The organism is Actinocatenispora thailandica, assembly GCF_016865425.1.
Taxonomy (GTDB): domain Bacteria; phylum Actinomycetota; class Actinomycetes; order Mycobacteriales; family Micromonosporaceae; genus Actinocatenispora; species Actinocatenispora thailandica.
The window spans coordinates 5,413,698-5,427,122 of record NZ_AP023355.1; the positions used below are offsets into that span (position 1 = coordinate 5,413,698).

Here is a 13,425-nt window from a genome sequence, read left to right on the forward strand (position 1 = left end):
CGTGCATCACGCAGTGTTCGACGCCGGCTCGCTTGCGGTGCTGCGCGACGACCTCACCGAGCTGCTCGCCGCGGCCACCGCCCACCGGCCGGCGGCGCTGCCCGAGCTGGCCATCCAGTACGCGGACTGGGCGGCGTGGCAGCGCGACCAGCTCACCGGCGGCTCGAAGTCCGTCGGTTACTGGCTCGACCGGCTCGCCGGTCTGCCCACCGTGCACGAGCTGCCCACCGACCGGCCCCGTCCGCAGCACGCGTCGTTCGCCGGTGCCGAACACCGGTTCGAGCTGGCGGAGAGCGTCACCGGCCGGCTCGCCGACACCGCCCGGGCACTGTCCGCGACCGAGGCGATGGTGCTGCTGGCCGGGTACCTCGCGCTGCTGACCCGGCTGTCCGGCAGCACCGACATCGTCGTCGGGCTGCCCGTCGACGGCCGCGACCGACCCGAACTCGCCCCGCTGATCGGAATGTTCGTCAACCCGGTGGTGATCCGGGTCGACACCGGCGGCGACCCCAGCTTCGCCGACCTCGTCGGCCGGGTCCGCGAGGCGGTGCTCGGCGCCCACGAACACGCCGACGTTCCGGTCCAGCTGCTGGTCGACCGGCTCGGCCTGGACCGCGACCCGGCGGTGCGCCCGCTCTACCAGCTGTCGTTCAACCACCTGCCGCACTCCGGCCTGGACGCCAGCTACGGCACCGCCCGCGACGACCTGCTGCTCGAACTCGCCACCTCCACCGGCCGGATCGAGTACCGCACCGACCTGTTCGACGCCGCCACCGTCACCGCGTTCGCCGACCGCTACCAGCGGCTGCTCGCCGCCGGGCTGGCCGCGCCGCAGCAGCGCATCGGCGCGTTGCCGCTGCTCACCGACCGGGAGTTCGCCGAAGCCACCGCCCGCCCCGAGCCGGTGGCCCACCCCGACGGCACCCTCGACGAGCTGATCGGCGCGCAGGTGCGGCGCACCCCCGACGCGACCGCGGTGGCCGCCGAGACCGGCGAGCTGAGCTACCACCGGTTGTGGCGGCGGGCCGGCGCGCTCGCCGCCGAACTCGCCGAGGCCGGCGTCGGGCCGGGCACCCCGGTCGCGGTCTGCGCCGACCGCGGACCGAACCTGCTCACCGCGCTGCTCGCGGTGCTGCGCGCCGGCGGGCACTACCTGCCGGTCGACCCCGGATACCCGGCCGACCGGATCCGGTTCATGCTCGACGACGCCGCGGCGCCGGTGCTGCTCGCCGACCGAGCCCGGCTCGGCCAGCTGCCGGCCACCGGCGCCCGGATCCGCTGCCTGGACGACCCGATCGAGCCGACCGACGCCGCCCCGGACGCCGCGTCCCACCAGCACCCGCGCGGCGGAGCGCACCGCGACCCGGGCGCCGCCGCGTACCTGATCTACACGTCCGGCTCGACCGGCCGCCCCAAGGGCGTGCTGACCAGCCACCGCGCCATCGTCAACCGGCTCTGCTGGATGCAGCGCCGGTTCCGGCTGGGCGCCGACGACGCCGTGCTGCAGAAGACGCCGATCAGCTTCGACGTGTCGGTGTGGGAGCTGTTCTGGCCGCTGCTGGCCGGCGCGACCGTGGTCTTCGCCCGGCCCGACGGACACCGCGACCCGGCGTACCTGGCCGAGCTGGTCGACCGGGCCGGCGTGACCACCGCACACTTCGTCCCGTCGATGCTCGGGCCGTTCCTGGACGCGCTGCCGGCCGGCGCCGGCCGCACCCTGCGCCGCATCGTCACCAGCGGCGAGGAGCTGCCGGTGGCGCTGGCGCGGCGCTGCGTGGGCGCCCTGCCCGCCGAGCTGCACAACCTTTACGGACCGACCGAGGCCGCGGTCGACGTCACCGCCTGGCACTGCGCGCCCGACGCGCTGGCCGACCCCGACCTGACCACGGTGCCGCTGGGCACGCCGATCGACAACGTCGCCGTCCACGTGCTCGACGACCGGCTCCGGCCGGTACCGCCGGGCACCATCGGCGAGATCTGCCTCGGCGGCGCCGCACCCGCTCTCGGCTACCTGCACCGCCCGGCGGCGACCGCGGCCAGCTTCGTGCCCGACCCGTACGGGCCGCCCGGCGCCCGGCTGTACCGCACCGGCGATCTCGGCCGCTGGCGGCCGGACGGCAGCGTGCTGGAGTTCCGCGGCCGGCGGGACGGGCAGGTCAAGATCCGCGGCCAGCGCGTCGAACTCGGCGAGGTCGAGGCCGCGCTGCGGGCCGCACCCGGGGTCCGGGCCGCCGCCGCCGACCTGCGCCCGGACGCCACCGGCGAGCCGGTCCTGGTCGGCTGGGTGGTCGGCACCCCGCCGGACCGCGCCGCGCTGCGCGCGACGCTGCCGGACGCCGCGGTGCCGTCGGTGCTGAGCACCGTGGACCGGCTGCCGGTCTCGCCCAGCGGCAAGCTCGACCGGTCCGCGCTGCCCACCCCCACCGGCCCGTCGGGCACCGGCGAGGTGCGCTACCGCAACACCGACGAGGAGGCGGTCGCCGGCATCTGGGCGCAGGTGCTCGGGGTTGCCACGATCGGCCCGGACGACGACTTCTTCGCGCTCGGCGGCCACTCGCTGCGCGCCGCCGCGATCCTGGCCCGGATCCGCGCCGTGCTGGGCGTCGAGGTGACGCTCGGCGCCATGTTCGCCGCACCGACCGTCGCCGGGCTGGCCCGCGCGGTGGCCGCCGCCCGCGCCGGCGCGGGCGCGATCGCGGTGCCGCACACCGGCGAGATCGGCGAGCTGCCGCTGTCCGCCGGGCAGCAGCGGCTGTGGTTCCTGCACCAGCTCGATCCGGCCGATCCCGCCTACAACGTGCCGATCGTGCGCCGGCTGCACGGCCGGCTCGACGTCGAGGCGCTGCGCCGCGCGCTGGACACCGTGGTGGCCCGGCACGCGCCGCTGCGCACCCGCTTCCTGGACCGCGACGGGCAGGGCCGGCAACACGTTGCGCCGGCCGCGCCGGTCGACTGGGAATACGTGGACTTGCGGGACCGGCCCGATCCGGCCGAGGCGGCGGCGACCGCGGTCGCCGACCGGCTGCGCCGGCCGTTCGACCTGACCGCCGGCCCGCCGCTGCGGCCCAGCCTGCTCACCGTCGCCGACGACGAGTACCTGCTGTGCCTGGTGCTGCACCACATCGTCGCCGACGGCTGGTCGATGACCGTACTGCTGGACGAACTGGCCGCCGCCTACTCCGGCCGCCCGCTGCCGGCGCTGCCGCACCACTACGGCGACCACGTCGGGTGGCAGCAGGAGGTGCTGACCGGCCCGGACGCCGAGGCGTCGCTGGCGCACTGGCGCGACTCGCTGGCCGACCCGCCGACCCTGGAGCTGCCGACCGACCGGCCCCGCCCGCCGGTCCGCGGCTCGGCCGGCGGGCGGGTGGTCCGCGACCTCGACCCGCAGCTGACCGAGCGGCTCGCCGAGCTGGCCGCCGCCGAGCAGAGCACGATGTTCATGCTGCTGCTCGCCGCCTACCAGGTGCTGCTCGGCCGGCACGCCGGCCAGGACGACGTGCTGGTCGGGGCGCCGATCGCGGGCCGGGACCGGATCGAGTTCGAGCCGCTGATCGGTTACTTCACCAACACCCTGGTGCTGCGCGGCGACCTGCGCGGCGATCCGGCCTTCGTCGACGTGCTGCGCCGCACCCGGAGCAGCACGCTGGCCGCCTACCAGCACCAGCACGTGCCGTTCGAGACGCTGACCGCCGAGCTGAAGCTGCCCCGCGACACCAGCCGCACGCCGGTGTTCCAGGCGGTGTTCACCTTCCAGAACCAGGGCACCTCGCGGGCCGAGTTCGCCGGGCTGACCACCACCTCGTACGACGAGGGCGACCATCCGGCCACCTGCGACCTGACCCTGGAGGCGTGGCGGGAGGCCGGGGGCGGGCTGCACACCCGGTTCACCTACGCCGCGGAGCTGTTCGACGAGGCGACCATAGAGCGGCTGGCCGCCCGGTTCGAGGTGCTGTTGCGCGCCGTGGCCGCCGACCCGGCGGCCAACCTGTCCACTGTGGACCTGCTGGCGGCCGGGGAGCTCGACCGGCTGCGCGACGCCGAGCAGGGCCCGGCCCTGCCACCGTACGAGCTGGTGCCGGCGCGGGTGGCCCGGATCGACCCGGGCCGGACCGCGATCCGGCACGCCGGCCGCGACGTGCGCTACGCCGAGCTGTTCGAGCACGCCGACCGGCTCGGGGCCCGGCTCGTCGACGCCGGGGTGACACCCGGTTCCGTGGTCGGCGTGCACCTGCCGCCCGGCCCGGACGCGATCGCCGGCATGCTCGCCTGCTGGCGGGCCGGCGCCGGCTACCTGCCGCTGGACCCGCGCTACCCCGCCGCCCGACTGGCGTACATGGTCGCCGACAGCGGTGTGCGGCAGGTGATCGGCGCCGGCGGCGGCTGGCCCGGCGTCACCTCGATCCGGCCCGACGAAGCCGGTGCCGGCACGCTGCCGGCCGCCGGCCGGCCGGACGACCTCGCCTACGTCTGCTACACCTCCGGCTCCACCGGCGACCCGAAGGCGGTCGGCGTGCCGCACCGGGCCCTGGCCGCCCGCGTCGCCTGGATGACCGAGCACTACCGGATCACCGGCGACGACCGCATCGTCCAGTTCGCCTCGACCAGCTTCGACACCCACGCCGAGGAACTGTGGCCGGGCCTGGCCAGCGGCGCCACCGCGCTGGTACCGGACGGCCCCGCCGCCGAACTGCCCGACTACCTGCGCACCGGCGACGGAGCCGGCGCGACCGTGCTCGACCTGCCCACCTCGTACTGGCACGAGCTGGTCGGCACCGACCTGGTCCTGGACTGGCCGGCCGGGCTGCGGCTGCTGATCCTCGGCGGCGACCAGGTCGGCACCGAGGCGCTGGCCGCCTGGCGGCGCCGGGTGGGTGACCGCGTCCGGGTGCTCAACACGTACGGGCCGACCGAGGCGACGATCATCGCCACGGCCGCCGACCTGACCGGCGCCGAGCTGTCGCACCGGCTGCCGATCGGCCGGCCGGTCGGCGACACCCGGGTCAGCGTGCGGGACGGGGGCGGCCGGCGGGTGCCGATCGGTGTAGCCGGCGAGCTGTACCTCGGCGGCGCCGGGCTCGCCCGCGGCTACCTCGGCCGCCCGGCCGCCACCGCCGCGGCCTTCGTGCCAGCGCCGGGCGGGGGCCGCTGGTACCGCACCGGCGACCGGGTGCGCTGGCGCGCCGACGGCCAGCTGGAGTTCCTCGGCCGGTTCGACGAGCAGGTCAAGGTGCGCGGCCACCGGGTCGAGCCGGGCGAGGTCGAGGCGGCGCTGGCCTCCCGGCCGGGCGTCGCGCAGGCCGCGGTGCTGGTCCACCGCGACCCGAGCGACCAGCCCTGTCTGGTCGGCTACGTCGTCGGTGACGCCGACGCCGCGGCGCTGCGGGCCGAGCTGGCCACCGTGCTGCCGGCCCACCTGCTGCCCGCCGCGATCGTCCCGCTGGATCGTTTTCCGTTGACCGCCAACGGAAAGCTCGACCGCGCCGCGCTGCCGGCACCGGACGCGCCGGCCGCCGGCGACGCGACACCGCCGGACGGCGACGCCGAGGAGCTGGTCGCCCAGGTCTGGGCCGAGACGCTCGGCCGCGGCCCGCTCGCCGCCACCGACGACTTCTTCGACCTCGGCGGCCACTCGCTGCTCGCCACCCGCGCGGTGGCCCGGCTCAGCGCCGCGGTCGACCTGCCGATCCCGATCCGGACCCTGTTCGGGCATCCGACGGTGCGCGGCTTCGCCGCCGAGCTGGAACGGCTGCTGCTGGACGACATCGACGAGTCGACCGACGCCGAACTCGCCGACGAGCCACGATGACCGCGAGCGGGAGGCGCCGGGCATCGCGACGACCGGGTCGACCGACGTTCCGGGAGGTGCGCCGATGACCACCGCCAAGCTCCCCGACGCCAAACGCGCGCTGCTCGCCGACCGGCTGCGCCGCGCCCGCACCGCGCACGCCGAGACACCCGGCACCATCGACCGGTGCGCCGACGACGCCGAGCCGATCCTGTCGTACGCCCAGGAGCGGCTCTGGTTCATGGACCAGCTGGTGCCCGGCAGCACCGCGTACACCGTGCCGGTGGTGCTGCGGCTGCGCGGCGCGGTGGACGGCGACGCGATGGCCGCGGCGCTGACCGAGGTGTGCCGGCGGCACGAGACGCTGCGGATGCGCTTCCCCGCCACCGACGACGGCCGGCCCCGCATCGTCGTCGACCCGCCCGCACCGGTCCCGCTGCCGACGATCACCGTGGACGGCGACGAACGCGCCGTCGAGGCCGCGGTCCGCACCGAGCTGGCGTTCCCGTTCGACCTGACCACCGAGCCGCCGATCCGCGCCTGCCTGGTCCGCATCGCCGCCGACGACCACCTGCTGGTGCTCGACGTGCATCACATCGCGATCGACGGCTGGTCGACCGACGTGCTGGTCGCCGACCTGCTCCGGGCCTACCGCAGCGGCGAGACGCTGGCCGAGCCCGCGGTGCGCTACCGCGACTTCGCGGCCTGGCAGCGGGCCACCCAGGGCAGCACGCCGGCCCGCCGCGACCTGGACTACTGGCGGCGCGAGCTGGCCGCGGTTCCGCCGCTGGAGCTGCCGACCGACCGGCCCCGCCCGGCCGAACAGACCTTCGCCGGCGACACCCACCGGTTCCACCTCTCGGCGGCGCTCACCGACGCGATCCGCGACTTCTCCCGCGCGCACGGCGCCACCCTGTACATGACGCTGCTCGCCGGCTACGCCACGCTGCTCGGCCGGTACGCCCGGCAGGACGACTTCGCCATCGGCTCCCCGATCGCCGGCCGGACCCGGCCGGAGCTGGAGGGGCTGGTCGGCATGTTCACCAACGTGCTGGCGATGCGGATGCGGCTGGCCGGCGACCCGACCTTCACCGACCTGGTGGCGCGGGTGCGCGGCACCGCGCTGAACGGGTACGAGCATCAGGGCACCCCGTTCGAGCACATCGTCACCGAACTCAACGTGCCGCGCGACGTGAGCCGGCCGCCGGTGTTCTCGGTGACGCTGGCGATGCAGAACTACGCCCGCGCCGGGTCCGCCGCCGAAGCCGAAAGCCTGGACGTCAGCTGGTTCACCATGGAACCCGAGTCCACCCGGTTCGACCTGGAGCTGTACGTCTTCGAGGCCGAGTCGGGGCTGGACTGCCTGTTCGTGTACAACACCGACCTGTTCGACGCCGACCGCATCGCCGGGTTCGCCGACCGGCTGCCGGTGCTGCTCGACCGGGCCCTCGCCGACCCGGACACCCCCGTCGCGCGGCTGGCGCTGGCCGATGCACGGGCCGAGGCGCGCGCCGCGACCGGCACCGTTACGCCGATACCCATCGAGCCGCTGCACGCCGCGATCGAGGCGCAGGCCGCCGCCCGACCGGACGCGCCCGCCCTGGTCACCGACACCGGCACGCTGACCTACCGGCAGTGCAACGAGCAGGCGAACCGGCTGGCGCACCGGTTGGGTGCCAACGGAATCGGCCCCGGCGACGTGGTCGCGGTGTGCCTGGAACGGTCGATCGAACTCGCGGTCACGCTGCTCGCGGTGCTCAAGTCCGGCGCCGCCTACCTGCCGCTGGACCCCGGGCATCCGCGTGACCGGTTGCGCTACCTGCTGGCCGACTCCGGCGCCGGCACCCTGGTCTGCCGCCGCGGCCACGCCGAACTCGGCACCGATGCCGGGATCCCGCTGCTGCTCGCCGACGAGCCGGCCGGCTGGGCCGACCAGCCCGGCACGAACCCGGAGTGGCACGGCGGCGCCGACGCGCCGGCGTACCTGATCTACACGTCCGGGTCGACCGGCAAGCCGAAGGGCGTGCTGAACGCGCACCGCGCGGTGCTGAACCGGCTCGACTGGATGCAGGCCGCCTACCCGATCGGGCCGGCCGACGCGGTCCTGCAGAAGACGCCGGCCAGCTTCGACGTGTCGGTGTGGGAGTTCTTCTGGCCGCTGCGCACCGGCGCCCGGCTGGTGCTGGCGGCGCCGGACGGGCACAAGGATCCGGCCTACCTGCGCGCCGCGATCGACCGGCACCGGGTCAGCGTCGCGCACTTCGTACCCTCGATGCTCGCCGCCTACCTCGCCGACGACACCGCGTCCGGCCCGACGTCGCTGCGCCGGGTGGTGTGCAGCGGCGAGGAGCTGCCCGTCGCGGTCGCCCGCGACTTCCTCGCCCGGCACCCCGGCACCGCGCTGCACAACCTGTACGGCCCGACCGAGGCCGCGATCGACGTCCTGGCGTACGACTGCACCGTCGATTCGCTCGCCGGGCGCTCCCGGGTCCCGCTCGGCACCGCGATCGACAACGTGGCGGTGCACGTCCTCGACCCGGCCGGCGCACCGTGCCCGGCCGGGCTGCCCGGCGAGCTGTGCATCGGCGGCGCCGCACCGGCACTGGGCTACCACGACCGGCCCCGGCTGACCGCGGACCGGTTCGTGCCCGACCCGTACGGCGCGCCCGGCTCCCGGCTCTACCGCACCGGCGACCTCGGCGTCCGCACCGCCGACGGCGCGATCGAGTTCCTCGGCCGGCTCGACGATCAGGTCAAGCTGCGCGGCCTGCGGATCGAGCTGGGCGAGATCGCCGCCGCGCTGCGCGACCAGCCCGGGGTGCTCGACGCCGCCATGGTGGTCCGCGAGGACCGGCCCGGCGACCAGCGGCTGGTCGGCTACCTGGTCGGCGACGCCGACCCGGCGCAGCTGCGGACCGCGCTCGGTGCCGAACTGCCCGACTACATGGTGCCCGCGACGCTGGTGCCGATCCCGGCACTGCCGGTCACCGCGAACGGCAAGCTCGACCGCGCCGCGCTGCCCGCACCGGCGGCGCCCGGCGCGGGTGCCGGGTCGGCCCCGCCGGCCACCGACACCGAACGTGCCGTCCACGACGTGTGGGCGGCGGTGCTGGGCGTCGAGACGATCGGCGTCGACGACGACTTCTTCGACGTCGGCGGCCACTCGCTGCTCGCCACCCAGGTCGTCGCCCGGCTGCGTAGCGCGCTGCCCGACCGGCCGCGCGTCGGCGTGCTGGACGTGTTCAAGCACAAGACGATCCGCGCGCTCGCCGCGCTGCTCGACGACGACACCGACCGCCCGGTCCAGCTGCTGCACCAGCTGACCCCGGCCGGGCGGGCAACCGTCAGCTACGTGTGCGTCCCGTACGGCGGCGGCAGCGCCATCGCCTACCAGCCGCTCGCCGACGCGCTGCCCGCCGGGAACGCGCTGTACGCGCTGGCCATCCCCGGCCACGACGTCGGCCTGGACCAGGACTCGATGCCGTTCGACGACCTGGTCGCCGCCTGCGTCGCCGAGATCCGCTCCCGCATCACCGGGCCCCTGGTGCTGTACGGGCACTGCGGCGTCGGCGGTGCCCTCACGGTGGCGCTGGCCCGCGCACTCACCGCCGCCGGCAGGCCGCTGACCGCCGTGTACATCGGGGCGATCTTCCCGTTCGCGCAACCGCGCGGGGTGCTGCGCACGCTCTCCCGCGTCGCCGCGATGGACCGGCTGTCCGCCGACCGCAACCACGAGAACTGGCTCAAGTCGATGGGCGTCAGCATGGACGACCTCGACGCCGAGCAGGCCCGACGCATCATCCGCAACATGCGCCGCGACTCGCGCAGCGCCGAGGAGTACTTCACCAGCCTGCTGGACACCGACGGCGACCTCGGTTCGATCGGGGCGCCGGTGATCGCGGTGGTCGGCGACCAGGACCCGGCCACCGAGTTCCACGCCGAGCGCTACACCGAATGGCAGTTCCTCACCGACACCACCGCCGCCGTCGTGCTCGACCAGGCCGGGCACTTCTTCCTCAAGTACCGGGCCGCCGAGCTCGCCGAGATCGTCACCCGGGTGCATCCCGCGATCGCCGCCGGCAGCACCGAACGGCTCGCCGAGCCGGCCCGCGGCCCGGCCGACGGTTGGTACCTGGAGGGCGTCGCGAACCGCGCCGACACCCCGCCGGCCCGCCGTGCCGTCAAACCCGACCTGCGCCGGTTCGTCGCAGTGGCCGCCGGCCAGCTCGTCTCGCTGCTCGGCTCGTCGCTGACCAGCTGGGCCATCCCGATCTTCGTCTACCTGGCGACCGGGTCGCTGGCCAAGCTCGGCCTGCTCGGCGTGCTCAGCCTGGTGCCGGGGCTGCTGGTGTCCCCGCTGGCCGGTGCGATCGTCGACCGGGTCAACCGGCGCGCGGTGATGCTCGCCGGCGACGGTACCGCGATGGCCGTCCAGCTGACCCTCGGCGTCCTGGTGTGGAGCGGGCACCTGCACCTGTGGGCGCTGTACCCGTTGCTGTCGCTGCTGTCGGTGGCGGCCACCTTCCAGCGGCTCGCGTTCTCCGCGGCACTGCCGCAACTGGTGCCCAAGGCCTACCTGGGGCACGCCACCGGCATCACCCAGCTCGCCACCGGGGTGGCGCAGCTGCTGGTACCGCTGATCGCCGCCGGGCTGCTGGCCGCCATCGAGCTGGGCGGCATCCTCGCCATCGACGTGGTCAGCTACCTGGTCGCGATCGCCGTCGTACTGGTCGTCCGGTTCCCCGCCACCCTCGGCTGGCGTCGCCGCGAGACGCTGGTCCGCGACATCGCGCACGGCTTCACCTACGTCTGGAACAACCGCGGATTCCGCGCCATGCTGGCGATGTTCGCGCTGTTCAACCTGTTCCTCGCGGCGCCGATGATGCTGATCTCGCCGCTGGTGCTGTCGTTCGGCGACATCGGCACCGTCGGCCGCGTCTCGTTCGCCAGCGCGATCGGCGGCGTGCTCGGCGCGCTGCTGATGACCGCCTGGGGCGGGCCGTCGAAGCGCCGGATGCGCGGCGTGCAGGTCGCGATGCTGCTGCTCGCGGTGAGCTGCGTGGTCACCGCGCTGCGGCCGTCCGCTTGGCTGGTCGGTGCCGGGGTCGCCGGGCTGGCGCTGAGCCTCACCGTCGTCAACGGCATCTACCTGACCATCATCCAGGTCAAGGTGCCGCAACGGTTCCACGGCCGGGTTTTCGCCATCAACCAGCTCGTCGCCTGGTCCACCCTGCCGATCGGGTTCGGCCTGCTGGTGCCGCTGGCGGTACGGCTGGTCGAACCGCTGATGACCCGGCACGGCGCGCTGGCCGGCTCGGCCGGCCTGCTGCTCGGCACCGGGCCGGGCCGCGGCATCGCCCTGGTGTACCTGCTGGCCGGGGCGGCGATGGCGCTGCTGGCCGGCGGGGCGATGGTGGTGCGGCGGTTGGCCCGGTTCGACGAGCAGGTGCCCGACGCCGTGCCCGACGATCTGGTCGGCGCGCAGGAACGCGGCGCGGTACCGGCGGCACCCGCGCGGGAGGCCGCCTGAGCGGCTCGCAACGCCGCAGGGACGCTCGCCACGCCGGAGGGGCGCTCGGAACGCCGCGTGAGCCGCTCGGGATGCCGCAGGGGCGCGCGGAACGCCGCAGGGACGCGCGGAACGCCGCGTGAGCCGCTCGGGATGCCGTGTGAGCTGCCGGGTTGGTGCCGCCGCCGGGTAGCACGTGGCACCGCTCGCGGCGCGCATCCGGGCTGAACCGGATGCCGCGCGACCGCCGCGAAAGGCCCGAGACGGTGCGCCGGCCAAACCTCTCGTCGCGTGTCGGTGAAGCGCTCGACCAGAACGGCTTCCGGCCCGCGATCCCGCGATGGGTTTGCGGTGATGCCCTACCGTGTCGGCGTCCTCACCTGTTGACGAACATGGCGAATCGAGCCGCCGCGGTCCCGCGACGTCCGGGAACGCATGGGAGGGCTCGGCTTCCGGGGAAGACCCCGACGGCACGGCACCTGGTGTGAACGAGATCCCCACCCGCCGGCAGCGGGTGGCAGATCGCCGCGACGCGACGCACGCCCGGTGCCGCCGGTGCCGTGTGGGCGCGACGGATCGGGACCAACGGACCACGCGACGAACGACGCGGTCCGACACGTGTGCTCGAACAGAGGCGATCGGAGGCTGCCCTGTGGAGGGTTTCTCGTCCTCGCGGACGCGAGGTGTGGTGTTGGTGTCCAGTCATGGACCGGGGATCTCGATGCTGCCGGAGGCGGTACGAGACGCCGGGTTCCGGCCGATGGCGGTGCTGGGCCGGGCCGCGGCGAACGACGTGCTGACCCGGCTGCGGCCGCAGCTCGACGGCCTGTGCCAGGTCGACGATCCGACCGACCCGCGGGCGCTCGCCGATGCCGCCATCATGATGTGTGGCGGCACCCCGGCCGCGATCCTGTCGGTACACGACGGCACGATCGTCCCTGCTGCCGCCGCTGCTGCGCTGGTCGGGTTGCCGGCCGCGCCCGCCGCGGCGCTGTCCCGGGCCCGGCACAAGTACGCGGCGCGCCGCGCGCTGGCCGCCGCCGGGCTGGCCGGTCCCCGGTTCGCGTTGCTGGATTCGGCCGAGGCGGCGGCGTCGGTGGCCGAACAGGTCGGGTTGCCCGCGGTGGTGAAGCCGGTCAACGGCAGCGGCAGCAACCTGGTGCGCCGGGTGTCCGACGTCGCCGGCCTGGCCACCGCGTACCGGGACCTTGCCGCGGCGGCGCCCGGCGCGTTGGGCGGCATGTACGACCGGATGCTGGTCGACCCGGACACCGAGACACCGCTGGACCCGACGCGGGTGTTCCTGGCCGAGTCGATGCTGACCGGCCGGGAGTACAGCGTCGAGCTGGTGGTGCGCGACGGCGAGCCGGAGCCGGTGCTGGTGCTGGACAAGTTCCTGGTCGACAGGGACCACTTCGAGTGCGGTTTCTGCTGGCCGCCGCTGGAGCTGGCCGCCGAGCGGGTCGCCGGGCTGGCCGCCACGGCGGTCGCCGCGGCGCGCGCGCTCGGCCTCGATCGCACCCTGGCGCACGTCGAGCTGTACGACGATCCGCGGCTCGGCCCGACCGTGGTCGAGGTCAACGCCGGCCGCGGCGGCGGCCAGCTGATCGGGCCGCTGACCGCGGTGGCCACCGGTGTCGACCCGCGCGCCGAGCTGATCGCGCTCGCCACCGGCGCTCCACGGCCCGAACGGGGAACGCCGAAGCTGCCGCCGCCGCTGGCCACCCTCACCGTGTTCGGCCACGAATCGGGCCGGCTGGTGGCGATCGAGGGGCTGGACGAGGCCCGCGACCATCCGGACGTGATCAGCACGGTGGTCGCCACCGCGATCGGCGAACGGCTCGACCACAGCTACGAGACGTTCCCGATCAACTTCCTGGTCGCCGGGCTCGAGACCCGCGACGAACTCTCCCAGACCTACCAGGAACTCGCCGACACCGTGCACCTCGTCGTCGAGCCGTAGCCGCGGCGTGTCCCGGTCCGCGTCTCGCGGGCCGGGCTCACCGCCGGCGCGCGGATCGGGTGCCGGACGCGCCGGCGCGCGGATCGGGTGCCGGGCTGCAGCGCGGCCCCCGACCGTGCACCGCCGCGAAACATGTGGGTCGGAACCGCACGACGTGCCCCCTTA

The 13,425-nt window shown here is 75.1% G+C and carries 3 protein-coding genes; all 3 read left to right on the forward strand.

The features are described 5' to 3' along the window. The first annotated feature begins 1 nt into the window (after position 1). The 3 genes from Athai_RS34895 (at position 2) to Athai_RS24055 (ending at position 13,260) form a co-directional block, all read left to right on the forward strand. Positions 2–5,809 carry a non-ribosomal peptide synthetase gene (locus tag Athai_RS34895; protein WP_203963598.1) on the forward strand — a complete coding sequence of 1,936 codons (5,808 nt, stop codon included), beginning with the start codon at positions 2–4 and terminating at the stop codon, positions 5,807–5,809. 64 nt (positions 5,810–5,873) lie between these two features. Continuing rightward, positions 5,874–11,318, forward strand: a complete 5,445-nt coding sequence (locus tag Athai_RS24050) for a non-ribosomal peptide synthetase/MFS transporter (RefSeq protein WP_203963599.1) — start codon at positions 5,874–5,876, stop codon at positions 11,316–11,318. A 673-nt stretch (positions 11,319–11,991) separates the two neighbouring features. After that, positions 11,992–13,260, forward strand: coding sequence for an ATP-grasp domain-containing protein (locus Athai_RS24055; RefSeq protein ID WP_203963600.1), 1,269 nt, complete (start codon positions 11,992–11,994; stop codon positions 13,258–13,260). The last annotated feature ends 165 nt before the right edge of the window (positions 13,261–13,425 follow it).

Coding starts and splice junctions, on each gene's coding strand:
- Athai_RS24050 (WP_203963599.1), top strand. CDS start 5,874: ATGACCACCGCCAAGCTCCCCGACGCCAAACGCGCGCTGCTCGCCGAC.